This is a genomic window from Vitreimonas sp. (assembly GCF_036392335.1).
GTDB lineage: Bacteria > Pseudomonadota > Alphaproteobacteria > Caulobacterales > Aquidulcibacteraceae > Vitreimonas.
The window spans coordinates 24,204-50,417 of sequence record NZ_DASVYD010000014.1; the positions used below are offsets into that span (position 1 = coordinate 24,204).

Annotated in this window: 25 protein-coding genes; 8 read left to right on the forward strand and 17 right to left on the reverse strand. The window is 63.8% G+C overall.

What is annotated here, in order from left to right; translation table 11 throughout:
• Positions 1–13: 13 nt before the first annotated feature.
• The 12 genes from pdhA to tpiA form a co-directional block, all read right to left on the reverse strand.
• Positions 14–1,024: a pyruvate dehydrogenase (acetyl-transferring) E1 component subunit alpha gene (gene pdhA, locus VF769_RS02155; protein ID WP_331006722.1), complete on the reverse strand. Its 1,011-nt coding sequence runs from the start codon at positions 1,022–1,024 to the stop codon at positions 14–16.
• A 135-nt stretch (positions 1,025–1,159) separates the two neighbouring features.
• On the reverse strand, positions 1,160–1,453 hold the full coding sequence (locus VF769_RS02160) for a septum formation initiator family protein (RefSeq protein ID WP_331006723.1): 294 nt from the start codon (positions 1,451–1,453) through the stop codon (positions 1,160–1,162).
• 408 nt (positions 1,454–1,861) lie between these two features.
• The gene (locus VF769_RS02165; RefSeq protein ID WP_331006724.1) at positions 1,862–2,152 is read right to left on the reverse strand and encodes a hypothetical protein; all 291 of its coding nucleotides are present in this window, start codon (positions 2,150–2,152) and stop codon (positions 1,862–1,864) included.
• A gap of 986 nt (positions 2,153–3,138) precedes the next feature.
• A complete protein-coding gene (eno, locus tag VF769_RS02170) occupies positions 3,139–4,419 on the reverse strand; it encodes a phosphopyruvate hydratase (protein ID WP_331006725.1) in 1,281 nt (426 codons plus the stop codon).
• Positions 4,420–4,498: 79 nt separating this feature from the next.
• Positions 4,499–4,681, reverse strand: a complete 183-nt coding sequence (gene rpmF, locus VF769_RS02175) for a 50S ribosomal protein L32 (RefSeq protein ID WP_135210158.1) — start codon at positions 4,679–4,681, stop codon at positions 4,499–4,501.
• 101 nt (positions 4,682–4,782) lie between these two features.
• On the reverse strand, positions 4,783–5,598 hold the full coding sequence (locus VF769_RS02180; RefSeq protein WP_331006726.1) for a metallophosphoesterase: 816 nt from the start codon (positions 5,596–5,598) through the stop codon (positions 4,783–4,785).
• Positions 5,598–6,503: a diacylglycerol/lipid kinase family protein gene (locus VF769_RS02185; protein WP_331006727.1), complete on the reverse strand. Its 906-nt coding sequence runs from the start codon at positions 6,501–6,503 to the stop codon at positions 5,598–5,600. Before VF769_RS02185 ends, VF769_RS02180 begins: the two co-directional genes overlap by 1 nt.
• A 37-nt stretch (positions 6,504–6,540) precedes the next feature.
• Positions 6,541–7,152 (reverse strand): GIN domain-containing protein, encoded by a 612-nt coding sequence (locus VF769_RS02190; protein ID WP_331006728.1) that lies wholly within the window; start codon positions 7,150–7,152, stop codon positions 6,541–6,543.
• A gap of 85 nt (positions 7,153–7,237) precedes the next feature.
• Positions 7,238–7,855 (reverse strand): head GIN domain-containing protein, encoded by a 618-nt coding sequence (locus tag VF769_RS02195; RefSeq protein ID WP_331006729.1) that lies wholly within the window; start codon positions 7,853–7,855, stop codon positions 7,238–7,240.
• Positions 7,856–7,953: 98 nt separating this feature from the next.
• Entirely contained in the window at positions 7,954–9,570 is a 1,617-nt protein-coding gene (locus VF769_RS02200; RefSeq protein WP_331006730.1) for a CTP synthase, read from the reverse strand.
• A gap of 62 nt (positions 9,571–9,632) precedes the next feature.
• Positions 9,633–10,334 (reverse strand): preprotein translocase subunit SecG, encoded by a 702-nt coding sequence (gene secG, locus VF769_RS02205; RefSeq protein ID WP_331006731.1) that lies wholly within the window; start codon positions 10,332–10,334, stop codon positions 9,633–9,635.
• 109 nt (positions 10,335–10,443) lie between these two features.
• A complete protein-coding gene (gene tpiA, locus VF769_RS02210) occupies positions 10,444–11,199 on the reverse strand; it encodes a triose-phosphate isomerase (RefSeq protein WP_331006732.1) in 756 nt (251 codons plus the stop codon).
• 97 nt (positions 11,200–11,296) lie between these two features.
• Between tpiA and VF769_RS02215 the strand changes: the two genes are divergently transcribed.
• The 6 genes from VF769_RS02215 to lexA all read left to right on the forward strand — a co-directional run bounded on the left by VF769_RS02215 (position 11,297) and on the right by lexA (position 18,014).
• Positions 11,297–13,204, forward strand: a complete 1,908-nt coding sequence (locus VF769_RS02215; RefSeq protein ID WP_331006733.1) for a peptidylprolyl isomerase — start codon at positions 11,297–11,299, stop codon at positions 13,202–13,204.
• Between the two features lie 11 nt (positions 13,205–13,215).
• Positions 13,216–14,751, forward strand: a complete 1,536-nt coding sequence (trpE, locus tag VF769_RS02220) for an anthranilate synthase component I (RefSeq protein ID WP_414731759.1) — start codon at positions 13,216–13,218, stop codon at positions 14,749–14,751.
• 127 nt (positions 14,752–14,878) lie between these two features.
• Positions 14,879–15,454 (forward strand): aminodeoxychorismate/anthranilate synthase component II, encoded by a 576-nt coding sequence (locus VF769_RS02225; protein ID WP_331006735.1) that lies wholly within the window; start codon positions 14,879–14,881, stop codon positions 15,452–15,454.
• Entirely contained in the window at positions 15,451–16,494 is a 1,044-nt protein-coding gene (gene trpD / locus VF769_RS02230; protein ID WP_331006736.1) for an anthranilate phosphoribosyltransferase, read from the forward strand. Before VF769_RS02225 ends, trpD begins: the two co-directional genes overlap by 4 nt.
• The gene (trpC, locus tag VF769_RS02235; protein ID WP_331006737.1) at positions 16,491–17,273 is read left to right on the forward strand and encodes an indole-3-glycerol phosphate synthase TrpC; all 783 of its coding nucleotides are present in this window, start codon (positions 16,491–16,493) and stop codon (positions 17,271–17,273) included. Before trpD ends, trpC begins: the two co-directional genes overlap by 4 nt.
• 69 nt (positions 17,274–17,342) lie before the next feature.
• Positions 17,343–18,014 (forward strand): transcriptional repressor LexA, encoded by a 672-nt coding sequence (lexA, locus tag VF769_RS02240; RefSeq protein WP_331006738.1) that lies wholly within the window; start codon positions 17,343–17,345, stop codon positions 18,012–18,014.
• Here lexA and VF769_RS02245 read toward each other — a convergent pair.
• A complete protein-coding gene (locus tag VF769_RS02245) occupies positions 18,005–20,203 on the reverse strand; it encodes a ComEC/Rec2 family competence protein (RefSeq protein WP_331006739.1) in 2,199 nt (732 codons plus the stop codon). The two genes, lexA and VF769_RS02245, sit on opposite strands and share 10 nt — an antisense overlap.
• Between VF769_RS02245 and gltX the strand changes: the two genes are divergently transcribed.
• Complete coding sequence (gene gltX, locus VF769_RS02250) at positions 20,190–21,578, forward strand: glutamate--tRNA ligase (RefSeq protein WP_331006740.1); 1,389 nt, start codon at positions 20,190–20,192, stop codon at positions 21,576–21,578. The two genes, VF769_RS02245 and gltX, sit on opposite strands and share 14 nt — an antisense overlap.
• Positions 21,579–21,590: 12 nt before the next feature.
• The gene (gene gltA, locus VF769_RS02255) at positions 21,591–22,898 is read left to right on the forward strand and encodes a citrate synthase (protein WP_331006741.1); all 1,308 of its coding nucleotides are present in this window, start codon (positions 21,591–21,593) and stop codon (positions 22,896–22,898) included.
• Between the two features lie 54 nt (positions 22,899–22,952).
• Here the strand turns inward: gltA and lpxB are convergent, their stop codons facing one another.
• Genes lpxB through fabZ form a run of 4 tightly spaced genes read right to left on the reverse strand, consistent with a single transcriptional unit; the run spans position 22,953 to position 26,213 of the window.
• Entirely contained in the window at positions 22,953–24,092 is a 1,140-nt protein-coding gene (gene lpxB / locus VF769_RS02260) for a lipid-A-disaccharide synthase (RefSeq protein WP_331006742.1), read from the reverse strand.
• Positions 24,089–24,946: an LpxI family protein gene (locus VF769_RS02265; RefSeq protein WP_331006743.1), complete on the reverse strand. Its 858-nt coding sequence runs from the start codon at positions 24,944–24,946 to the stop codon at positions 24,089–24,091. The genes lpxB and VF769_RS02265 overlap by 4 nt, the downstream gene beginning before the upstream one ends.
• A gap of 5 nt (positions 24,947–24,951) precedes the next feature.
• Positions 24,952–25,743: an acyl-ACP--UDP-N-acetylglucosamine O-acyltransferase gene (lpxA, locus tag VF769_RS02270; protein ID WP_331006744.1), complete on the reverse strand. Its 792-nt coding sequence runs from the start codon at positions 25,741–25,743 to the stop codon at positions 24,952–24,954.
• A complete protein-coding gene (gene fabZ, locus VF769_RS02275) occupies positions 25,740–26,213 on the reverse strand; it encodes a 3-hydroxyacyl-ACP dehydratase FabZ (RefSeq protein WP_331006745.1) in 474 nt (157 codons plus the stop codon). Before fabZ ends, lpxA begins: the two co-directional genes overlap by 4 nt.
• Between the last annotated feature and the right edge of the window lies 1 nt (position 26,214).

The window sequence follows — 26,214 nt, forward strand, 5'->3', positions numbered from 1 at the left end:
TTTGGTCGATGTCTTACGCATCGAGATAAACATCCGTCAGCAGCTCGCTCGGATCAGGCTCCGGGCTCTCCTGCGCGAACGTCGCGCTCTCGCTAACCACGCCACGGATTTCGCGATCGATCTCTTTCAGTTGCGCTTCGTCGGCATGGCCGCCATCGATCAGCACCTTCTTCACGTGCTCAATCGGATCGCTCTTGGCCTTGATGTCGTCGACCTCTTCCTTGGTGCGATATTTCGCCGGGTCCGACATTGAGTGGCCGCGATAGCGATAGGTTTTCATTTCCAGGAGATACGGACCTTCGCCCGCGCGCGCGCGTTCCACCGCGCGTTTGCCCGCTTCGCGCACCGCGACGACATCCATGCCGTCCACTTCCTCGCCCGGAATATTGAACGAGACGCCGCGCTTATAGAGATGCGTTTCCGACGACGAGCGCGTGATCGCCGTACCCATCGCGTATTGATTGTTCTCGACGATATAGACGACTGGCAGCTTCCAGAGCGCCGCCATATTAAAGCTCTCGTACACTTGGCCTTGGTTTGCCGCGCCATCGCCGAAATAGGTGAGGCACACCTTCCCGTCCTTGCGATATTTGTTCGCGAACGCGAGCCCGGTGCCGAGCGAGACTTGCGCGCCGACAATGCCGTGGCCGCCGTAAAACGCCTTCTCGATGCTGAACATGTGCATCGAGCCGCCCTTGCCTTTGGAATAGCCGTCGCGCCGCCCGGTGAGCTCCGCCATCACCCCGTTCGCACTCATGCCCGCGGCCAGCATATGGCCGTGATCGCGATAGGCGGTGATGACCTGGTCGCCGTCTTTCAGCGTGGCTTGCATGCCGACGACGACAGCTTCCTGGCCGATATAGAGGTGGCAGAAGCCGCCAATCAGACCCATGCCGTAAAGCTGGCCCGCGCGTTCCTCGAAGCGCCGGATCAGCAGCATGTCCCGATAATATTGGAGCAGCTCCTCGCCGCTCGCCTCGGCCTTACGCGATCCGTTTGCGCGCTTCGCGCCAGCTTCCGCCATGTAGTGCTCCTCCGGCGCTGACTAACGCCGTGCATTGCGAACGGTGTCCACAGACGCCCGCGCGCTTCTCATATGCGGAATTGATATGGCTCGCCACCGAGCTTTGCGTTGCTGCAACGCAGCAAAAATAGGCAATCAGCGGTCGAGCGTGAACACCAGCTCTTCGCGGTCGCCGGCCGCCAAAGTCAGGCGTGCGCGCTCATCGAGATAATCGAGGTCCAACGTCTCCGGACGCATCCGCGCCGCGCGCGCTTCGAGCGCGGCGCGCTCTGCCTCAAGCGCTTCCACGCGTTGCTCCAAGGCATGCTCCTGCGCCTGCAGGTCCACATACGCCAGCAGGCCCTGGTGGCCCGTTACAGCGTGCGCGCCGAGGTATAGGATTGCCGCACCGAGACCGATGCTGACGATCGCCGAGCCTTGCTTACCCATGCCTCAAACCCCGATTCGGGCGGACCTTGAGTCGCGTTGGTAAAGGAATCGTAAAGACTCAAAAATATTCTATGTTTGTTCTATTCACGTAAAATCATATACTTAAGCGCAATTCACTAGTTATAGTGGTGCGGTCTCGTTCTGTTCTCGCAACGGGCTGCGTGTGGACGCTAGGAAAAATTTGCAGCGTGCGGACAGAAAAACGGACGCGACCTGGGGATCGCGTCCGTGAAGCTGAGGTTCGGCTTGGAGGCCGCCTCAGGCGATGATTTGCGCAGCTTGGTTGAGCGTCGCGAAGGCGCCCGGCACGAAGGCCATCAAAGCAAGCATCAGGCAGCTAAAAGCGGATCAACATGGTCAGGCTCCTTTCCTCATCGCCCTCTGGCGATGAAGGGAGCCTATGCCGTCCTAGGCCGCCGCGCCGTGACGCTCGTCACGCGGATGAGCCTCACCCTCGTTCGCGGCCACTTCCGTCAGATGCCCCGAATAGACCAGCTGATTAATCTGATACGCCGGCACGGCGGTCAGGTCGGCGTAATGATAGTGCGTCCAGCCGCGATCGCGGTTCTCGACCCGCACCGGCACCGTCACCGCCGCCTTCGCCGACACTTCGATCCGAAGCGCCCAGGCAAACGATTGTTTCTCGGAGAGGCTCAGCCAGCCGACGAATTGTCCCGATTTGTGCGCAGGCAGCTTCATGAATAATCCCGCCAACGGCCCCAACGCCGCTTTCGCGTGATCAATGCAAACCAGGCGCCGCTTTCCCCTTTCGATCGGGACGAGAGGCCCAAAGCACAACACTTCGTCATCCCGGACGCGCGGAGCGCGATCCGGGACCCAGGGGCCGACACACCGCGCTTGTGAGCCCCTGGGTCCCGGCTCTCCGCTCCGCTACGGTCGGGATGACGATCGAGTTTTATCTGATCAATTTCCGCTGTCGGCGAACAACAGCGCGCAAAACTTATCTTCCCCCGCGCGCGGGGGAAGTGGATCGCGGCGAAGCCGCGAGACTTAGGGGGAAGTGACGGGCCGAGACTTAAATATGCGGGCGAAGGTGCGCTCTATCCGACACTTTCCAACCCAAATTCCCAACGCATTCAACGCCAGCGCAAGATTCTATCCGACCGGTTTCAAACCCGCCTAAACTCACCCTCGCTCTCACATGGGAGGGTTTCGAGGACGTCCGAAGCTTTGAAATGTGAGCGCATCGACCGGCGCGGCAGACGTCGCTTCAATGCAAGCGGAAACGTGAACATTGTTGAGGAAGTGCGCAGGCGCGGATGCTCGGCAGAGGTCCGTTCCCGGCGGCGAAGCGAACGACGTGTGCATTTGCCTGCGGGGCATGAAACCGCAGGGTCCGGCAGTTATGGGAAACTGCCGCGCGTTGAACCGGTGAAATCTGGTGAACTCGGGCCTAAGGCCCCTCCGCGGTTTCCCTGGAGGTGAGCAGAGCAAGCCCTATCCCAGTCCGGGAATAACGGCCGATCAAGGGGCGCGCTCGACGCGCTGTGTTGATCAGAGAGGATCGACACATTCGGAACTACCCGTGCGCCTCCGGCGCGCCCCGCCTCCCAGGAGGCAGTAGGCAATAGGCAGTGGGCAGTAGGGACAACGGCGCGTGTCGTACGCAGCCGGAGCAAACGCACGCCCCAACTGCCTATTGCCCACTGCCCACTGCCTCTTCATCACCGTCCAATAATCGTCGTCGAGCCCGCGTACTCAGCGCCGTCATCCAGCATCTCAGCAATGCGGATCAGCTGATTGTATTTCGCCGTCCGATCCGAGCGCGCCAGCGAGCCGGTTTTGATCTGGCCGCAATTGGTGGCCACGGCGAGATCGGCGATCGTGGAATCTTCCGTCTCGCCCGAACGATGGCTCATCACCGCCGAATAGCCCGCGCGTTGCGCCATATCGACGACGTCCAACGTCTCCGTCAGCGTGCCGATCTGGTTGACTTTGATCAGGATCGAATTGCCGAGGCCTTGCTCAAAGCCTAGCGCCAGGCGCGACATGTTGGTCACGAACAGATCGTCGCCCACGAGTTGGCACTTGTCGCCGATCAGATCGGTCAGCGCGCGCCAGCCTTCGAAATCGTCTTCCGACATGCCGTCTTCGATCGAGATGATCGGATAGCGCGCGACGAGATCAGCCAGATATTTCGCGTGCGCTTCCGGCGACAACGACTTGCCTTCGCCTTCGAGCTCGTACTTGCCGTTCTTGAAATACTCGGTCGATGCGCAATCGAGCGCGAGCGCGATGTCTTCGCCCGGCGTGTAGCCCGCCTTCTCGATCGATTTCAGAATGAAGCTGATCGCATCATCGGCGCTGGCGAGGTTCGGCGCAAAGCCGCCTTCGTCGCCCACGTTGGTCGCGTGGCCGGCGTCCTTCAATTGCTTCTTCAGCGTATGAAACACTTCCGCGCCCATGCGCACCGCATCAGCCACGTTTGTCGCGCCGATCGGCATGATCATGAATTCTTGAATGTCGATCGGGTTATCGGCGTGGGCGCCGCCATTGATGATGTTCATCATCGGCGTCGGCAGCACCCGCGCCTGCACGCCGCCGAGATAGCGGAAGAGCGGCATCGCGTTGCTGTTCGCCGCCGCCTTCGCCACCGCCAGCGAAACGCCCAGGATCGAGTTCGCGCCCAAGCGCGCCTTGTTTTCGGTGCCGTCGAGTTCGATCAGAGTGCGGTCAATACGGCGTTGCTCTTCGGCATCGAGGCCCAGGATGGCGTTGGCGATCTCGCCGTTCACGGCTTCCACCGCGTCGCGCACGCCCTTGCCGAGATAGCGATCCGGTTCGCCATCGCGCTTCTCAACCGCTTCATGCGCGCCCGTCGATGCGCCCGACGGCACGGCCGCGCGGCCGAACGAACCGTCTTCCAAATAGACATCGACTTCGACGGTGGGATTGCCGCGGCTATCAAGGATTTCACGGCCAAGAACGTCGGCGATGCCGGTCATGTCAGATCTCGCTGGATGGAATGAAAAACGCCCGGCCTTTTGGGCCGGGCGTCTTAAAAACGCAAGAAAACAGGATGCCTCAGTCTTCCTTCGGCTGCAGCACTTGCTTACCGCGATAGCGGCCCGTCTTCAGGTCGATATGGTGCGGGCGGCGCAGCTCGCCGGATTCCTTGTCTTCGACGTAGGTGTTCTTGCCCAGCGCATCGTGCGCGCGGCGCATGCCCCGGCGGGACGGCGTAGTTTTTCGCTTCGGAACGGCCATGGCCGATGAACTCCGGTATAAAGTCTGGACCCGGTAATGCGGGAAAGCGGGGCTGATAGTCTAAACGGAGCCGCCCGGCAAGGCCGCCCACCCCGGAAAGCTCAGACCTGGGCGTGAATTTCAGCCGGCTGGTCCAACGGCGGCAGGCCCGCCAGCACGAACCGGCGGGTGCTCGCCGTCTGGCATACCCCCTGGACGATGTGAATGACCTCCGTCTCGACCACCCGGAGTTCGGGCCGGCGGATGACGGTAAAGGCGCACGGCTCATGCCGGACCCGCTGGGACAGCGTCCCGCTGGTCACCGAAAGCGCCCTGGTTCCCACCAGCCGCGCCGAGGCGAAATGGAGGTGTCCGCTCAGGAAGAGTTCCGCCCCTGAATCGATCAGCTTCTCCAAGCCCCGCTGGCCGCCCCGCGTCAGGCCTTTGATCGGCGCATCATTCGGCCAATCCAGCGGATGGTGCGTGATGACGATCCGCAGCGCCCCCTCTTGCGCGCGCTGGAGCTCAGCCCCGGCGATCGCGGTCTGCCCACGCGAGATTTCACCTTGCGCCCAATTCAACCGGAATTGCCATGCGCGCGCGGTGTTGATCGGCACAATGCTCCAGAGCGGCGTGTGCCAGGCTTGCGTTCGAATGCCATGAGCCGCCCGCTCGTACCGGTCCCACGGATAGAGCAGACGCCCGATCAGCTCGTAATATGGCACGTCATGATTGCCCGGCGTAAGCATCACTGGCGCAGCGAGCCCGCGCATCCAATCGCACGCCGCCAAGAGCTCACTTTCCAACCCGTCCCTGGAAATATCGCCGGTGACGATCACCGCGTCGGGTTGGGTGTCAGCAATATAATTCTCCGCCGCCTTCAACGCGGCCTTATCCTCGCATCCGAAATGCAGATCGGTGAGATGCACCAAGTGCACTAGAGACGTTCCTCAAGCGCGATCACCCGCGGTCCCTTGGGATCATATTTCACGCGCACGCGCTGCATAAAAGTGCGCGGTTCGCCGTCGAGTGTCGCTGGAATGATGCCCAGAGAAACGATGTCGCTTGATGTGCACGGCACGATCTCAACGCTTGAATCATTGCGCCAATCCGCCGTCAACGCGCGCAGACTTACCCGCGCGAAATCCAAGAAATGCCGCGTATCAAGCTTCACCCACTCGAGCGTCTCCGCCTCGATGCCGCCGGAGAAGGCCGGACACAGAACGCCAATCGCTTCGGCCTTCTGCATCGGCTCACGCCCGACGCGGGCTCGGATGCTGCGCGTGAACGAGCGCTTCCACGCATGCACGAAACGTCGCCAAGCCGAGAGTGGGTTGCCTTCGCGCATCGCTTCACGCGCGCGCGCCAGCAACGTGGTTGGGCCGAATAGCGCGGCGACATAAAACGGCTCACCGTTGGCGCGGCCAGACGTCAGCCGCTTCACCACGCCGCGCTCGAGCGCGGCGCTCAAGGCTTCCGGCCACGTCAAATCGCCATAGAGCGCTTTCGGCAGAATATTCAGCGTGCCGCCCGGCAGCAGCACGAGCGGCGGTCCATCGCGCGGCGCGAGCTCGGCGACGGTGCGGGCGGTGCCATCTCCGCCCAGCACGATCAGCACATCAAATTTGCGCGCGCGCTCAAGCAATTTGCGCGAAAGCTTCTCGGGACCGACCACCGCGACATGTTCGATGCCCGCTTGCTTGACGGCTTCGACCAGTTTCTCGCCATCGCCCGGCGAAACGCTGCCAGCCTTCTCGTTAAACAGCACAATTGCCTTCGCGCCGTCCCTTGAAATGGGGCGGCGCGTTGGCGCTTCGGCTTTGTCCGCAGCAAAGGCATCCATGGCGGAGCCCCAACGCGGGCGGCGGAACTCTTGTTCCTTAGTCGTTGATGCTCCCGCCCATCGCCGTGGCGCGGCCATTGCTGGCGCCGTCGCCGTCCACATTGATCGACGCGCCCATGGAGGCCGAACCCTCATAGCTCTCGGACGCATAGACACGCGCGTCAGCGCCCATCGACGCGGCGACGTCCACCGTGCGGCAATGCAATTCTCCGGCGCGGATCACCGCGCCCATGGAAGCAGCGGCGTCGAGCGCGCCACAGCTCCCGGCGACGCGAACCTCCGCGCCCATCGCGGCGGCGAGATCGAACGTCTCCGCTTCAATCCCCGTCGCGGAGGCGGACACGCCGCGTGACGCCGCCAAGCCATGCAATTGCGGCAAACTCACGCGCACATCGGCGTCCAAATCGCTGCGGCCAAACCATGGCCGATTGCGTTGACGAATACGCAGCACGCCACCTTCCACACGCGTCTCGACGCGCGACGCATCGGCGCCCGTGACCTCAACTGCGTAGGGCGAGCCTGCCGTGACCTCCAGATTAATGCCGTCCGAGACGACGATCTCCGTGAACCCGCGCAGCTCGCGCATCTCCGCCGCAGCCGGCGCCGCCAGCGCGGCCGCCAGAGCCGTCAGTGCCATCACGCGCTTCATATTCCCCTCCAGATTGAGACGCGCCCTGGCGCGCATTTGCTTCGTGTCCCAAGGATGCGTCCTGAGGCGCCCTTGGATGCACGGCCTAGTCGGCTCGGCGCATGGAGCCGCCCGACGAAAGATCAACATTGCCCAGCCCCGGATTGCCGTGCACGACCACGCCGCCGCCGCTGGAAGCGTCGACATCGAGCCGGCCGCTCGCAAACACCCGAGCATCGGCGCCGGAGGAAACATCGACGCTGCCGTTCTCGCAGCGCAGCGCTTCCGCGTGAATATCGCTGCCGCTCGAGGCGTCGGCCATGAACGTCCCGCACCGCCCGTTGACCCGCAGATCGGCGCCGGACGATGATTCAAGCCTGATCGTGTCGGCGTTGATATTGGTGGCGACAAGATCCGCACCACTCGAGGACGAAAGCCCCTCCACGCGCGGCATGCTCACGCGAACTTCGGCGTGCTGAGAGGCGCCCCACACGAACCAATTGGTGCGGCGCGAGACCACCAGAGTGTCGCCGTCCACGCGCGTGATCACGCGGTCGGCCCCGGGGCCAGTGACATCGACGCTGAATCCGGAGCCCAAGGTGACGGTCACGTCCGTGCCGGCGCTGGCGCTGACCTTGGTGAATCCTGAGAGATTGCGGGGCTCAGCAAGGGCAGGCCCGGCGGCTGCGATCACCAGTGCGCACCCGGCCAAAATTAAACGCATATCCGCACTCCCCTCGCCAATGGGACGCGGTGGTGCGTCCCCTCCCCGAAGATGCGAGCCCGATGGGATTTGGATGCAGCTTAGACGAGGCGGCTCTGCTACACCGCCGCGGCGATGAAGCTGGCGAAGAGCGGGTGCGGTTCGAAGGGGCGGCTCTTGAGCTCGGGGTGGTATTGAACGCCGATGAACCAGGGATGGTCGCGTCGCTCCACGATCTCGGGTAACAGGCCGTCCGGGCTCATGCCGGAAAAGATGAGCCCAGCGGCTTCCAGCTTCTCGCGATACTTGGTGTTGACCTCATAGCGATGCCGGTGGCGTTCGGAAATTACGGTGTCGCCGTAGATTTCCGCGACTTTGCTGCCCGGTTCGAGGGCGGCCGTATAAGCGCCCAAACGCATCGTGCCGCCGAGATCGCCGGCTTTCGAACGCTTCTCCAATTCGTTGCCCTTCAGCCATTCGGTCATCAGGCCCACGATCGGATATTTGGATTGGCCGAATTCGCTGGAGCTCGCGCCTTTCAGGCCGGCCTGATTACGCGCCGCTTCAATGCAGGCCATCTGCATGCCGAAGCAGATGCCAAAGAACGGCGCATTGTGTTCGCGCGCGAACGTGACGGCGGCGATTTTGCCTTCGCTGCCGCGTTCGCCGAAGCCCCCGGGCACCAGAATGCCGTGCACGCCATGCAGGTCCTCGTGCCAGGCTTCGCCCTTCTCCTCGAACTTTTCGCTCTCGATCCAGCGAATGTTCACTTTGACATTGTTGGCGACGCCGCCGTGATGCAGCGCCTCGATCAGCGACTTATAGGCGTCCTTTAGTTCGGTATATTTGCCGACAACGCCGATCGTGACTTCACCGTCGGGCGATTTGAGGCGCTTTACGATCGTCTCCCACTTCGTGAGATCGGGCTGCGGCGCAACGGTGACGCCGAAATGCTTGAGCAATTCCGTGTCGAGACCCGCGAGGTGATACGCAATCGGCGCTTCGTAGATCGTTTGCAGATCGCGCGCCTCGACGACGGCGCTTTCACGCACGTTGCAGAACAGTGCGATCTTGCGCTTCTCGTCTTCCGGGATCGGGCGGTCGCACCGGCAGAGCAGAATGTTCGGCTGAATGCCAATCGAGCGCAACTCCTTCACGGAGTGCTGCGTCGGCTTCGTCTTCATCTCGCCGGCGGACGGAATATAGGGCAGTAGCGTCAGGTGCACGAACGCGGCTTGGCCAGGATCGAGTTCTTGGCCGAGTTGGCGAATGGCCTCGAAGAATGGCAGGCCTTCGATGTCGCCGACCGTGCCGCCGATCTCGCACAGTACGAAATCCGCGCCGCCATGATCGGAAAGGATGAAATCCTTGATTGCGTTGGTGACGTGCGGGATCACCTGCACGGTCGCGCCGAGATAATCGCCACGGCGTTCCTTCGCGATGATCTCTTGGTAGATGCGCCCTGTGGTGATGTTGTCGCCCTGCGTGGCCGACACGCCAGTGAAGCGCTCATAGTGGCCGAGGTCGAGGTCCGTCTCGGCGCCGTCGTCAGTGACGAAGACTTCGCCGTGCTGATACGGGCTCATCGTGCCCGGATCGACGTTGAGGTAGGGATCGAGCTTGCGGAGGCGGACGCGGTACCCGCGGGCTTGCAGCAAAGCGCCGAGGGCGGCGGAGGCGATACCCTTCCCCAAGGAAGAGACCACCCCACCGGTAATAAACACGTAACGCGCCATTGACCTTTCCGATCAGCCCGGAAGTCGTTCTAACCCCAGCTCGTTTTCGTCGAGCTTCGCTCTTATTGGTCGGGACCGGCCCGTTCGCGACGGACGGCTTCCACACCATTCGAACCAGTCTGGCTCGATTCGGGTGCGATTTGCTCAGGATCGAGCGTCAGCGCGGCGCCTGACGTATTTGGAATCACAAGTGGCCGGCTCGCCGGCTGGGTTGCGCTGGTCGACGCTGGGGTCGTCCCGGTCGTGGAACGCTGCGTCGTCGCCGGGCGCGTGCTGGCCGGTTGCGTCGTCGCCGGGCGGGTCGTGGCCGGCGCGGTGCTGGTCGGGAGAGGCGCGGCGCGGGCGGCATTGGTCGTCGTCGGCGGCGGCGCGGCGGCGGTCGGCGACGGACTCACTACGGCGGCGAGTTGCGTTTCGGCGGCTTGCGGCGCGCTGCTTTCAGTCGGATCCGGCGTGGTCGAGGGCGGCGCGGCCGGCAACACCGGGACCGATTGCTCCGCCGGTGCGCTGTCGAGCACCGAGCGACCGGCATTGGCGTCGCTTGCGCCAGAAAGGAAGGTGAGCCCCAGGGAGGTCACCAGGAAAAATCCGCCCGCCACTTGGGTCATCTTGGCCAGCGCGTCGGCCGCGCCGCGGCCGCTCATCAGCGAACCGCCGCCACCGCCGCCCATGCCGAGCGCCCCGCCTTCGGAACGCTGCAAAAGCACCAAGCCAATCAGGCAGATGCACACGAGCAAATGAATGCTGAGAACGACGACTTCCATAGACCCACCGTCTCCCGCGCGGCCTTGCCGCCTCGCCCAGATGGGCGCGCGCGAAAGGGCGCTCAATAGCCGAGCCTGATCCTAAACGCCAGCCCGGTTGAACGCACCCCTACAGCGCAGCTGGGTGCGCCAAAATAATCGCCGCGAAATCAGTTGCTTTGAGGCTCGCGCGGCCGACGAGGGCCCCGTCCACGCCCTCGGCGGAGAAGATTTCGGCGGCGTTCTTCGGGCCGACCGAGCCGCCATATAGAATTCGTGTGCGGTTCGCCTCATCGCCGAGCTTTATAAGCAGCGTTTCGCGGATCAGGCGATGGACGTCGGCGATCTCGGGGATGGTCGGCGTGCTGTTGCCGCCGATCGCCCAAACCGGCTCGTACGCCACCACAACGCCGCCGCCCTCAGGTACGCTCTGGCGAACTTGGCCGCCCACCACCTCGGCGACCCGGCCCGCTTCGCGCTCAGTGAGGGTTTCGCCGACGCAAACGATAGGCGTCAGCCCCGCCGCACGCGCGGCCTCCGCCTTCCGGCGTACCAATTCGTTGCTTTCGGCATGGTTCGAACGGCGCTCGGAATGGCCGACAATCACATAACGTGCGCCGACATCGGCCAACATCGCCGCCGACACCTCGCCCGTCCGCGCCGCGTCCTCCAACACAGGACTACAATCCTCCGCCCCGATCAGGATCGGACCGCCCGCCGCGAGGTCCGCGGCTGCGGCGACGTAGGGAAAAGGCGGGCAAATCAAGGCGTCCACCGTCGCCGAGACATGGCCGATCTGCGCCTGCAATGCGGTAATTTCGCTCAAGGCGGCGCGCCGGCCATACATTTTCCAGTTTCCGGCGATCAACGGCTTACGCGCGCCCATTCCCACTCCCCTTAAATCCCATGCGGCAGTCTGCGGCGATTGCCCCGGTTCGGGGCCATCTCTATTGTCCGCCGCCTCACGCTTACCGGATGACTCTATGCTCACACAAATGCGAACCCTGACGCGCGGCTGGATTGCTTACATCCTGCTGTTCCTGCTGGTGGTCGCGTTCGCCATCTGGGGCGTCAACGACGTGTTCAGCGGCGTGGGGTCTCAAAACCTCGCCGAAGTGGGCGGACGCAAGATCACGCCGGCGCAATTGTCGCGCGAGCTGGATATTGAGGTGCGCAACCAGCGCAACCAAGGCGCCAACGTTACCCGTCAGGACGCCATCGACGCCGGTTTTCACGAGCGCTTGCTTGAGCGCCTGATCGCGCGCAACGCGCTCTATGCCTATGCCGACAAATTGGGCGTGAGCGTCGGCGACGCGGCGGTGGCGAACTACATCCGCCAAATCCCGCCGGCGCAAAACCCAGTGACCGGGGCGTTTGATCAGGTGGCCTACGAAAGCCTGCTCCAGCAATTGGGCTATGGTCGCACCGAATTCGAAAATGTCATTCGCGGCGACATGACCACAGAGATGCTGATGAATGCGCTGGTCAACGGCACGCGCGCGCCGTCCAGCTATGGCGCGCTGCTCGTCGCGTTCGAAGGTGAGACACGCACCATCAGCGTGGCCGAGGCGCCGGCGTCGGTGGTCGGCGCCATCCCCGCCCCCACTGAGGCGCAGGTGCAGGCCTTCTACGAAGAGAACCAAGAGCAATTGCGTCTGCCTGAGTTCCGCGGCCTCACGCTGGTGCGCGCCAGCGTCGATGATTTTGTCGCGCGCGTGGACGTGCCTGAAGCCCGCTTGCGCGAGGAATTCGAGGCGCGCGCGCCGGCCCTGACACAGCCCGAACGCCGCACGTACATTCGCATCAACGCCGCAAACGAAGCGCAGGCCAACGATATCTCAGCACGCCTGTCGCGCGGCGAAGCGCCTGAAGCGATTGCGCAAGCGCTCGGCGTTCAATTTACGCGCGGCGAAAATCAGCGCCGCGACGAAGTCACCGATTCAGCTGTCGCCAACGCTGTGTTCGACATGGCGGCCGGCGCCGCGCCGCGCGTCGTACGCGGTCAATTGAGCCCGTTCGTGGTCGTGCGCGTGCAGTCGGTTACGCCGGCGCAGGAGCCGAACTTCGCGGCGATCCGCGATGAATTGCGCGAAGCCATTGCGCAGGATGAAGCTGGCGAATTGCTCGGCGCCGCGATCGGCGTCTTCGAAGACGCGCGCGCCGGCGGCGCCAGCGTCGCCGATGCAGCTCGCGCCGCCAATCTTCCCCTCGTCACCATCCCCGCCGTGGAGGCGGGCGGCCGCGACCAAACCGGCGCGCCGGTCGAAGGTTTGAGCGAAGATCTGCTCGCCACCGCGTTCCAGACCCAGGAAGGTGAGGCCAGCGACTTCTTGCCCTTTGGCGGCGCCGACGTCGTGGTCGCGGTGGACCGCGTCATCCCCTCGACCGTGCGTCCGCTCGAAGAGGTTCGCGCCGATCTCGTCGCCGCATGGACGGGTCGTGAGCGCGTGCAGCGCATGCGCGCCCTGGGCGCCGAGGTCGTCGCCGCAGTGCAAGGCGGCGAGACGCTGGCGGCGGCGGCGCGCGCGCGCGGCTTCCGTATGGCCGTCACGTCGCGCCCCTTCTCCCGCGAAGAGGCCGAGCAAATCCCGTCGCGCGGGCTGGGTTCGCAAATCTTTGCGCAAGCCGAGGGCTCGGTGGTGAGCGATCTGGCTGGGACCGGCCAAGGCATTCTGGTCGCCGTCATTGAGAGCATCAATCGCGTCGATTTGTCGGCCAACCCGCAATTGATCGAGCAAGGCCGCGTCCAGTTGCAGCAACAAGTGCTGCAAAGCGTTGGCGAAGCGGCGCAACAGGAAATTACGGACAGCTCAAATCCGCGCCGCAACGAACGCCTGCTGAGCCAGCTGTTCCGCAGCTCCGACGCCCAGCAAGACGATTCCGCGCAATGAGCCAACCGGCGATCCAGCTTTCGCCCGATCTCGACAACTTCGCCGCCGCCTATGAGAAAGGCGGCGCCGTTGTATGGACGCGCCGCGTCAGCGACCTGGAAACCCCGGTCTCGGCGCTGCTGAAATTCGGGCCGCAGAAGCCTGGCACGTTTTTGCTGGAGAGCGTCCAGGGCGGGGATTTTCGCGGCCGCTATTCGATCATCGGCATGGCGCCCGACCTGGTCTGGCGTGTGCGGAACGGCAAAGCGGAAGTCAGCCGAGGCGGCTTTGGCGGCGCGTCTTTCCGACCGCAACGCGACGAGCCGATCAAGAGCTTGCGCAAATTGCTGCAGAAATCGGCGTTGGATTTGCCGCCGTCGCTGCCGCCGATGGCGGCGGGCCTGTTCGGCTATCTCGGCTATGACATGGTGCGTTTCATCGAGCGCTTGCCGGATAAGGCCGCCGATCCGATCGGCGCCCCCGACGCGCTGTTGGTGCGCCCTACCATCATCGCTGTCTTTGATAATGTAACCAGTGAGATCACCTTTGTGACGCCCGCGCGCAAGCGTGCGGGCCAGGACGCCGGGCACGCCTACCGCGCGGCGGAAATCCGTTTGCAACGCGCGTTGCGCGCGCTCGATCGCGTATTGCCGCGTCATTTCCAGAAGCCGGAGCGACAAGGCGAGACAATCACGCCGGTGTCGAACACCTCGCCCGCGGAGTATCGGGCGCTAGTGCAGAAGTGCAAAGACTACACGCGCGCCGGCGACGTGTTTCAGGTGGTGCCAAGCCAGCGCTTCTCGGCCCCGTTCGAGCCCAGCCCCTTCGCACTCTATCGGTCCTTGCGGCGGCTCAATCCGTCGCCATTCCTCTATTACCTCAACTTCGCCGACTTCAGCGTCGTCGGCTCAAGCCCTGAAATTCTGGTTCGCCTGCGCGGCGACACAGTGACGATCCGCCCGATCGCGGGCACGCGCCCCCGCGGCGCCACGCCGGCCGAAGATCATGCGCTTGAGGAAGATCTTCTCGCGGACCCGAAAGAGCGCGCCGAGCATTTGATGCTCGTCGACCTCGCGCGCAACGATCTTGGCCGTGTGGCCAAACGTGGCGGGACAGCGGGCTCCAACGCCGCCGCGGCGCAAGCCGGCTCCGCCCATGTGCGCGTGACCGAAAGCTTCACAATAGAGCGCTACAGTCATGTGATGCACATCGTCTCCAACGTGGAGGGAGAGATTCAAGACGGTCTCTCCGCGCTCGACGCGCTGATCGCTGGTTTCCCGCATGGCACCGTCACCGGCGCGCCCAAGGTGCGGGCGATGGAGATCATCAACGAGGTCGAGAAACACAAGCGCGGCATTTATGCCGGCGGCGTGGGTTATTTCGGCGCCGGCGGCGATATGGACACCTGCATCGCGCTGCGCACCGGGATCGTGAAGGACGGCATGTTGCACGTGCAAGCCGGCGGCGGGGTCGTGCTCGACAGTGATCCCGAAGCCGAGTTGCAGGAAACCTTGCACAAATCGCGCGCCCTCTTCCGGGCGGCGGCCGACGCCTGGCGCTATTCCTGAGCGAATGGCGTTAGACGAACGCGTTTTCTGAGTTAGATTGAGCCCATGATGATGAAGCACACCTCCCCGCGATGGCGCCGCTGACGAACGCAAATCCGCTCGTCAGTCCAAGCCTTGAGGTGCTCCCATGATCCTTGTGATCGATAATTACGACAGCTTCGTCTATAATCTCGTCCACTACGTCGCCGATTTTGGCGTGCCGACCGAAGTTCATCGCAACGATGCGCTGAGCGTCGCCGATGTGTTGAAGCGCAAGCCGCGCGCCGTGATCCTCTCGCCAGGCCCGTGCACGCCGAACGAGGCCGGCATTTGCCTTGAGTTGCTGAAATCGGCGCCGGAGACGCTGCCGATCTTCGGCGTCTGCCTGGGTCACCAAGCCATGGGCCAAGCCTTTGGCGGCGATGTGGTGCAGGCCAAGGAGATCATGCACGGCAAAGTCTCGGACGTGACGCATCGCGGCGGCGGCGTCTTCCGCGGTCTGCCCTCGCCGTTCAAAGCCACGCGTTACCATTCGCTTGCTGTGAAGCGCGAGACGTTCCCGAAAGATTTCACCATCGACGCGGAAACCGCCGACGGCGAAATCATGGGCATGTCGCACAAGACGCGGCCGCTGTTCGGCGTGCAATTCCATCCGGAATCGATCGCCTCCGAACATGGTCACGCCATGATCGCCAACTTCCTCGCCGCGGCGAATTTGAAATGAGCTTCGTCAACCTGCTCGATGAGCTTGAGCGCGGCGGCGCGGTCGACATCGACGCCGCCTTCGCGACCATCATGGATGGCGAAGCGAACGCCGAGGAGATCAAGCGCTTCTTGGCGCTGACTGTCCCCCACATGCACGATCCGGCGTGGATTGCCGCCGGCGCACGCGCCTTGCGCGGGCGCATGGTGCGCGTCGAGGCGCCAGATGGCGCTGTCGATGTCTGCGGCACGGGCGGCGATGGGGCGCATACGCTGAACATTTCGACCGCGGTGACGTTCGTGGTGGCCGGCTGTGGCGTACCGGTGGCCAAGCACGGCAACCGCGCCATGAGCTCGAAATCGGGCGCGGCCGACGTGCTGGAAGCGCTGGGCGTCAAGCTCACGGGCGATGTGCCGACGCTGGAGCGCGCCTTGCAGGAAGCGGGCGTGGCGTTCTTGTTTGCGCAGAACCATCACCCGGCCATGCGCCACGTGGCCGGAGCACGCCGCGAATTGGGCCATCGCACGATCTTCAACGTGCTCGGCCCCCTCTCCAACCCGGCGGGCGTGAAGCGGCAATTGGTGGGCGTGTTCAACGCGGACTTCGTGGAGCCCATCGCTGCGGCGCTCAAACAACTCTGCGCCGAGCGCGCCGTTGTGGTGCATGGCGCCGGCGGTATCGATGAGCTGACGTTCGTGGATGCGAACGGCGACAATCGCGCGGTGTTGTTGAGCGCCGACGGCCTGCGCCCGCTGCGCGGCATCGATGTGCGCGCGCTCTCGCGTGAGTTCGACATCCCGCCGAACCCGAGCGACGCCTTGCGTGGCGGTGACGCCGCCTACAACGCCAACGCGCTGCGGGCGTTGCTGGACGGGCGCATGCAGGGCTCCGCTTATGAAGCGACAGTGTTGCTCAATGCGACGGCGGCGTTGGTGGCCGCGGGAACGATCCCGGCTGAGTCCGAGCTTGAAGGTTGGCGCATGGCGCGCGAGAGCATCGCCAATGGCCGCGCATTGGAGGCGCTGGATCGACTGATCGAGATTTCACGGAGCGCGCCGTGAGCGTTTTGGAACACATCATCGCCTACAAGCGCGACGAGGTGGCGGCGCGGAAAAAGGCGCGCGCGTGGGACCATCTGGATTCCGCGATCCGCAAGCAGACGCAGCCGCGCGGTTTCGCTAAGGCGCTCCGCGAACGCACCGATCGCAAAGCGCTGATCGCGGAGATCAAGAAGGCGAGTCCGTCGAAGGGGCTCATCCGCGAGGATTTCGATCCCCCCGCGTTGGCGAAGGCTTATGAAGCCGGCGGCGCGGCCTGCCTTTCGGTGCTGACGGACGCGCCGAGCTTCCAGGGGCACGAGGATTTCCTCATCGCGGCGCGCGCGGCATGCGCGCTGCCGGTGCTGCGCAAGGATTTCATGGTCGACGAATGGCAGATCGCCGAAAGCCGCGCGATCGGCGCCGATGCGATCCTGATCATCATGGCGGCGGTCGATGACGAGTTGGCATCCGACTTGGCTGATGTAACCGGCGCATACGGTATGGACGCGCTTGTGGAAGTTCACGACGAGAAAGAAATGGATCGCGCCGTCCGCATGGGCTTCAAACTTATTGGCGTGAACAACCGCTCCCTGGCGACATTCGAGACCGATCTCTCGATCACCGAGCGTCTTGCTGAGCGCGCGCCGAAAGACACGCTGCTGGTCTCCGAGTCCGGCATCTTCACGCACGACGACTTGCTTCGACTGCGCCGTGCGGGCGCGCGCGCATTCCTGGTCGGCGAAAGCCTCATGCGCCAAGCGGACATCGCTGCGGCGACGCGCGCGCTGCTTCAGGGTTAACGCGCCTGGGTTGACCAGCCTGAGGAACGGATATAGAACGCCTCATCGTTCACTATTTGGTCCCAGGTCATGCTGACAGCGAAACAAAAAGAATTGCTGCTCTACATTCACGAGCGGATCAAAGAGACCGGCGTTTCACCGTCCTTCGACGAAATGAAGGAAGCGCTCGACCTGGCGTCGAAGTCCGGCATCCACCGATTGATTACAGCGCTTGAGGAACGCGGTTTCCTGCGCCGTCTGCCCCACCGGGCGCGGGCGCTTGAGGTGCTGAAGCTGCCGGATTCGGCCGCGACCGCCGCCCCGCCGCGCGGGCGCGGAACGTTCCGTCCGAGCGTCGTGTCGGAAGATCGCGACACTGGCGCGGGCATCCCTATTCTGGGCCAGATCGCCGCCGGCGTGCCGATCGAGGCGCTGCAGAACGAAATTGGCCGCGTCCAGGCGCCGCCGGACTTGCTCGGCAATGGCGATCACTTCGCGCTGGAAGTGAAGGGCGATTCCATGATCCAGGCCGGCATCCTCGATGGCGACGTAGTCATCATCAAACGCACCGAAACCGCCGATAGCGGCGACATCGTCGTCGCCTTGGTGGATTCGGAAGAAGCGACGCTGAAGCGCCTGCGTAAACGCGGCAATTCGATCGCACTGGAAGCGGCGAACCCAGCCTATGAGACCCGCATTTTTGGCCCGGACCGCGTACGTATCCAGGGCAAGCTTGTGGCGATGATCCGTCGCTATTCCTGATCGGTCGCAGGCGTGCGTGGCGTCCAAGCTCTGCGCACGCCGCTTGGCCATGCGCGCTCGATACGGAGCGCGCCATCTTCCAAATAGATGAAGCCGCCGCCGTGTTTAGCGAGGTCGCTGGCGTCGATGAGCTGCCCGGCCGCGCAAGGGGCGCCCGCCGGCGACCGCGCGCGTGAGAGGATGATAATCCCCTCTTCGCAAAGCGACGTTAGAGCTGCTTCAGTGCGGGCATAGACAAAGCGCTGCCCGTCAAAATCCCATGTACAAAAATCGTCGGTGCACGTCTCTGGCGGCGCGAGGCGTTCGAGTTGGGCAGGCGCTACGCCTAACATCGCGGCCAATCGATCGCGGGCGTAAGTCGAGCGGCGCGCTTCGTTGATCAGCATCCAATCGCCATCGGAATCTTTCGCGAAGATCGCGCGCAGATCGCTGTCGAAGGCCGCGACAGGCCGTGGCGCGACGGCATAGAGCAAAATGCTCGCGGCAAGAATCGGTGCGCCTATCCACCTCAACGCGCCGCGCCAGAGGCTGGCCCACAGCAGCGCGACAACGCACAGCACGAAAGCCAAATCAGGTGGACGCGGCAACGCGCGCACAGCTTCGGGGCGCTCGCCGAACGTGGCTCCGACCGCGGCAATCATGTCTAGCGCGCTTGCCATGAATTCGAGCGCGGGATCGGCCAAGCCAAACGGCGCGAGGATCGCGGCGGCGGCCGCTGCGGGCGCCACCAGAAACGACATGATCGGGGCGGTGATCAGGTTCGCCGGCAGCGAATAGATGGAGAAGCGTTGAAAATGATAGATGGCGAACGGGTCGGTGGCGATGCCGGCGACGAGCGAGATCAACAAGACGCCGCCAATGCCCCGCGCGCTCGATTGCAGCGCCCCGATCAGCGGCCCCGGCGTCGGCAGCGCCGGCTCATGCGGCGCGCGTTTCATCATTTCGAACAGCGCGACGAGCGCCATCGTCGCCGCGAACGACATTTGATAACCGGGTTCGAGCACAGCTTCGGGAAAGAGCAGCGTCACGATCAACGCCGCGAGTGCGAGACCACGCATCGAGATCGCAGGCCGGTCGAGCAGAATCGCGCCGAAGGCCACGCACGCCATCACGAAGGAACGCAGCGCCGGCACGCTTGAGCCGGAGATAACGAGATACGCCGCGAGCACAATGAGCGCGACGATTGCGGCGATCTTCTTCACCGGGAAACGCAATGCGATCGGTGGGATCAACGAGAGCGTCCACAACACCATCGCGAACACGAGGCCGCCGACGACGCCCATGTGAATGCCGGACACCGAGAGCAAATGCCCAAGCCCGGAATCGCGGAGCGCGATGTTGGTGGCTTCATCGATCGATGAGCGATCGCCGGTGACGAGAGCGGCTGCAATCGCGCCGCCGCGGCCCGGCGCGGCTTCTTGGATCACGGCGGACAAATCGGAACGCATCGCCGCAAGCGTGAGACGCTGACGGTCGAACCAGCTTGGCGGCGGCTCCAGCGCGATGGGCCTGCAGCGGCCGTAAGCGAAGCCGGTCTCGCCTAGGCGTTCGAAGAAGGCGCGGCGGGCAAAGTCGTAGCCGCCCGGCGCCATTGCCGCAGCTGGTGGCCCCAGCACGCCATAGCAGCGCGCGGCACGACCGGGCGTCAGCATGCCAGCTTCGACGACGGAGAAGCGCACATAGCGCGGTGGTTCGCTCACGCCCTCGATCGAACGCACCAGCAGCCGCAAGCGCGGGCCGTTCTCGTTGGCGTCGTTGGCGATGACCCAGCCTTCGGTAGCGAACGGGTCTTCGCGGCCCTCGAACGGGGCTTGCGCCACGAGCGAGGTGCGAAGCTGCGCTGCGCCCGCGCCGAGGCCGGCGAACGCCAGCAGGGCGAACAGAGCGGCGAGCACTGTGCGGAGGCGCACGTCCCAACCATCCGCGGTCTCGCTTGGCCAGATCGCGAGGCCGATGGCGGCGGCGGCGCTTGGCACAAACACGGCAAGCCCCAGCCACCAGGGCGGGTCGATCGGCGCCAGCAGCCAGAGGGCTGCGCCGACGATGAGCGCCGGCGGCAGCCAGAGAATCCAGCGGTCGCGTTGGAGTGCGACGACTTCGCCCAGCGCCTCGCTAGGAGAAAACGCCGTGCGCGTGCTACCACGCGCCCGCTTTTGAAAGGTCGTGTTGCCACCCATGAGCGTCGTCACACGCTTCGCCCCCTCCCCCACAGGCTACCTCCATATTGGGGGCGCGCGCACGGCGCTTTTTAACTGGCTGTTTGCGCGCCGGATGGGCGGCAAATACCTGCTGCGCATAGAGGACACCGACCGCGCCCGCTCCACGGACGCGGCGATCGCCGCCATTCTCGATGGGCTCGATTGGCTCGACCTCAAACACGACGGCGAGATCACCTACCAATTCGCCCGCGCTGGGCGGCATCGCGAAGCGGCGGAGCAGATGGTCCAGCGTGGGACCGCGTTCCGCTGCTATGCGACACCGGAAGAAGTCGAAACGCTGCGCGCCGCGGCGCATGCCGAAGGCCGCGCGATCCGTTCGCCCTATCGCGATGGCAAAGCGCCGCCGACGCCCGACGCGCCGTTCGTGGTGCGGTTGCGGGCGCCCGATGAAGGCGAGGTGCTGAACGCCGACCTGATCCAAGGCGACGTGCGCATCAAGGCGCGCGACATTGACGATCTCGTCTTGCTGCGCGCCGACGGCAATCCCACCTACATGTTATCGGTGGTCGTCGACGACCACGACATGGGCGTGACGCACGTGATCCGCGGCGACGACCACCTGACCAACGCGGCCCGCCAAATCCCGATCTTTCAAGCGATGGGTTGGACGCCGCCGTTGTTCGCGCACGTGCCGCTGATCCATGGCGAAGACGGCAAGAAGCTCTCCAAACGCCACGGCGCGCAGGCCGTGCACGAATGGCGCGACATGGGTTATCTGCCCGAAGCGATGAACGCCTATCTCATGCGCTTGGGCTGGAGCCCCGGCCACGATGACATTTTGACGAAAGAGGAGGCGGTCCCGCAGTTCGAGATCGGCCAGATCGGCAAAGCGCCGTCACGGCTCGATTTCAAGAAGCTCGACTCGGTCAACGCGCATTTCATGGCGCTGGCCGACGATGCGCGGCTCACCCACCTTCTGGTAGATACGATCGAGGCGCGCGATGGCGCCCCGCTTTCGGCGCATGCACGCGACACGCTGGGCCGCGCGGTTCCCGTGCTGAAAAAAAGGGCAAAGACTCTCCCGGATTTGGCCGAGCAAGCGCGCTTTCTCCTGGCCACCCGCCCTCTCGCGCTTGACGAGAAGGCTAAATCCCTGATGAAGGACGATTTCAGGGAGCGTTTGCGGCGCCTGCACACAAAGCTCGCGGCTGAGCCCATCTGGGACCATGTCGCGCTCGGCAGCGCGCTTAAAGCTTTCGCTACCGAAGAGGGTGTTGGGTTGGGGCAAATCGGGCCGGGCTTGCGCGCGGCTTTGTCGGGCGGCAGCCCGGCGCCCGATCTGGGCCAAGCATTGGAATTGTTGGGCCGCGAGGAAGCGCTGGCGCGCATTGCGGATCAAGTTTGAGGAAGACGGCACATGGATAGCAAGCTGACAAAAAAAACAGCCGCGACGATCACGGTCAACAACAAGCAGCTTGAATTGCCAGTCTATGGCGGATCGGTTGGTCCCGATGTGATCGACATCCGCAAGCTCTACGGCGAAAGCAACGTCTTCACTTACGATCCGGGCTTCACATCGACCGCCTCCTGCGAAAGCCAGATCACCTATATCGACGGCGACGAAGGCACGCTGCTTTATCGCGGCTACCCGATCGACCAGCTGGCGGAGAAGTCGAGCTTCATCGAAGTCTGCTATCTCCTGCTGCACGGCGAACTGCCAAACCAGGCGCAGCTCGGCAAGTTCACACGCGACATCACCTATCACACGATGCTGCACGCGCAGTTCGATCGCTTCTTCGAGGGCTTCCGCCGCGATGCGCACCCGATGGCGATCATGGTCGGGACGGTGGGTGCGCTTGCCGCGTTCTATCACGACAGCACCGACATCAACGATCCCAAGCAACGTCTGATCGCGAGCCATCGCCTGATCGCGAAAATGCCGACGATCGCGGCGCGCGCGTTCAAATATTCGGTGGGTCAGCCCTTTGTCAGCCCTCGGAACGAACTCGATTACGCTTCGAATTTCCTGCGCATGTGCTTTGCGGTGCCGGCAGAGGATTACAAGGTCAATCCGGTGCTCGCGCGCGCGATGGACGTGTTCATGATCCTGCACGCCGACCATGAGCAGAACGCGTCGACCTCGACAGTCCGTCTTGCCGGCTCCTCGGGCGCCAATCCGTTCGCCTGCATCTCGTCCGGCATCGCCTGCCTGTGGGGCCCCGCGCACGGCGGCGCCAACGAGGCGGCGCTCAACATGCTCGAGGAGATCGGCACCGTCGACAACATTCCGGACTTCATCGCCAAAGTGAAGGATCCGAATTCCGACGTGCGCCTGATGGGTTTCGGCCATCGCGTCTACAAGAACTATGACCCACGCGCGAAGGCGATGATGAAGCTCTGCCACGCCGTCCTCAAGGAAGTCGGCGCGGAAGATAATCCGACCTTAAAGGTCGCGATGGAGCTCGAGAAGATCGCCCTCAACGACGAGTATTTTGTGAAGCGCCGCCTCTATCCGAATATCGATTTCTATTCGGGCATCACGCTGCGTGCGATGGGCTTCCCGACCTCGATGTTCACGGTGCTTTTCGCCGTCGCCCGCACAGTCGGCTGGATCGCGCAATGGACCGAGATGATGGAGGATTCCAGTCAGAAGATCGGCCGACCACGCCAGATTTACACCGGTGCGCCGAAGCGCGACTATATCGAACTCAATCAGCGCGCCTAAGCGGCGGCGATGTCTGGGATATCAAAACGCGGGCCCTCGGGTCCGCGTTTTTTGTTAGGCGCGCATCACGTTGATGACGGCGTCGGCGGCGATCTCGCTGGCCGGGCGCCCTCCTCTGCCCATCTTGTCGAGTGCGTCGTTCTGCGCACGCACTTGGGCGGCGCGCTTAGCCGCGTCATCCAGCAGCGGCGCGGCCGCGCGCGCGAGATGGGCCGGCGTAAAGCGGGTTTGAATCAGCTCCGGCGCGACCTCTGCATCAGCGGCGACGTTCATCAGCGTGGTGTATTTGCCCTTGAACAGAAAAGCGCGCGCCAACGCCCAGGTGATCCAGCCGAGCTTGTATCCGATCACCAAGGGCGCGCCTTGCAGCGCGACTTCAGTCGTCACCGTGCCTGACGCCGCAAGCGAGGCGGTCGCGGCGGCGAACGCGTCTTCCTTCTCGCTCTCGTCGACGATGAGCGCCGACTCCGGCGTTTGCGCGACCACCGCGTCGCGCACGGCGTGCGCGGCGACAACAACAAGTCGCAGATCAGGGCGGTCGCGCCTTAGCAGTGCGGCCCCACGCCAGAGCGTCGGGCCAATACGGCGAATTTCGCTCGGTCGACTCCCGGGCAAAACGAGAAGAAGTTTGTCCGACGCGTTAAAACCGTGCCGCGCACGAAACGCCGTCCCGTCACCCCGTTTGAATCGCCCGAGCGCCGGATGGCCGCACACCGTGCACGGTAAATTATAGGGCGCATAGAATGGCACTTCGAAATCATGGATACAGATCAAATGATCGACGGCGGCGGCGAGTGTCTTGGCGCGGCCTGGCCGACTGGCCCAAACCTGTGGGCCAACATATTTGACGAGCTTGATCTCTGGCGCCGCCGCGCGCACGCCGCGCGCCACACGCAACGTGAAACCCCAGGAATCGATCAACACCACGACGTCCGGCTTGGCGGCAAGGATGGCCGTCACCGCGGCATCGACGGCGATTTTCACGCGCTTGTAGGCAAGCAGACCGTCGATGAAGCCGAGCACCGCAAGGCCGGAAATATCGACCTGGCTCTTCAACCCCTCTGCTTCCATTAAGGCGCCGCCGACGCCGGCGAGCTCTAGAGAAGGGTCGCGTTGCTTCAGCACGCTTGCCAAATCCGCGCCCAAAGCATCGCCGGAGGATTCCGCGGCGACGAGGAATATCTTGCCGCTCACGCTTCGCCGACGTCCGCCGGCGTGAAGCCAAATACAAAAATGCCGGCCCGATCCGCAGCCGCGATCACCTCATCACGACGCACCACGAGCGCGCCGCCGACTTCGACGGCGATGCCCGCAAGACCAGCGATGGCCGCGCCATGGACGGTCCGCACGCCCATCGTCGGCATGTCGATGCGACGTTCCTGAATGGGCTTCGGCCGCTTCACCAGCACGCCGCGCCGTGCGTCCGGCGTTCCGCGTACGCTCAGCGGCAAGTCGCTTACGCGGCGCAACATCGCATCAGTGCCTTCCTGTGCTTCGACCGCAAGCACTAGACCATCACAAACAACCACGCCTTGACCCACATCATATGAGCCAATCGCGGCCGCGACTTTGGCTGCACGCGCGATGTCGCGCTGCTGCGCCGGCGTCGGCGCCACGGCGCCCCACGCGCCCGGCGGCGCCAGCAGGTCGCTCATGGCCTCATCGGCGCCGATCACGCGAAAGCCGGCGCGTTCATGCTCCGACAGCAGCGCGCGCAGCAAGGCATCGTCGCCCTTCGGCGCTGCGGCCAGCAGCGCTGGAACCATCGCCATACCCCCAGCATCGAGATCGAGGTTGCGCGGATCCTGACGCGGCACCTGGCCGAGCAGCACGATCGCGTCGCAGCCCGCTTCGCGCATCGCGTCCATGCGTGCGCCCATGTGGCCGAGGCCGTTGCTTGATCCCGGATGCGCTTCAAGCGCAGCGTCCGCATAGGGCGTCACGCGTGCGACGAAATATGGGCGGCCTGTGGCGGCGTAATGCTCAGCCAAAACGACGGGCAATTCGCCGCCGCCGGCAATAATGCCAAGCTTGGACCAGGACGCCATGCGTGTCAGTCCCGCGGCATGCACAGCGGCCGCGCCGCATCCACGCGGATGAAATCCACGATCTCCATCACGTGCGGATTGTTGGCATAGAGTTCGGCGCAATCTTCCAAGCGCTCTTGGAAGGTGCCCTCCTCGGCGAAGAGGAGACGATAGGCGGCGCGGAGATCGTGGATCTGATCACGCGAGAAACCTCTACGCTTCAGGCCCACGACATTGAGGCCGCCCAGATGCGCATGATTGCCGATCGCCGAGCCGAACGGGATGAGATCCGTGGTCATGAGCGCAGAGGCGCCAACGAACGCATAGCGACCGATGCGGCCATGCTGGTGGACGCCCGAGAGACCGCCGAGAAAGGCGAAATCGCCCACCTTCACATGGCCGCCGATCGTCGCCGTTTGCGCCATAATGACGTTGTTGCCGACGTCGCAATCATGTGCGACGTGGCAATTGCCCATGATCAGGCAATTATCGCCGATCGACGTCACAGACCGCCCGCGCGCGGTGCCGCGCGAAAGCGTGGCGTGTTCGCGGATCACATTATTGTCGCCAATCTCCAAACGTGTCGCCTCTCCACGATAGGAGAGATCCTGCGGGGCGCCGCCGAGCGCGGCGAAGGGAAACACGACGTTGTCCTTGCCGAGCGAGGTGTGGCTCTCGATGAACACGTGCGCCACAAGACGCGTGCGGTCGCCGAGCTTTACGTTCGGACCGATGACGCAACCGGGGCCGACCTCAACCTCGTCGCCGAACTCGGCGCTCTGATCGACCACGGCGGTGGGATGGATTTTCGCGCTCATGCTGGACGGTCCGCTTTCATCGCCGCGAATTCGCACTCGGTCGCCAATTCACCGCGCACTTCGACGCGGCCTCTGAACTTGAAGATGTTGCGGCGCTGGAAGAGCACTTCCACGGGCATCTCCATCACATCGCCCGGCATCACCGGCCGCTTAAAGCGCGCATTCTCGACCGACATGAAAAGGATGAGATGCTTCGAAATGTCGGCTTCGAGCGTCTTGGACATGAGCAATGCGCCCGTCTGCGCCAAGGCCTCGATCTGCAACACGCCCGGCATCACAGGGGCGCCAGGAAAATGGCCAGGGAAGAACGGCTCGTTGATGGTCACGTTCTTGATGCCGCGAATGCTGGTGTTCGCGACGTAATCAGTCGCCCGATCGATCAGCAGGAACGGATAGCGATGCGGCAGGCGCTGCAGCACTTCGGAGATCTCAATGCTCTCGCCGCCCGAGGTCGTTTGGTGTTCGCTCAAC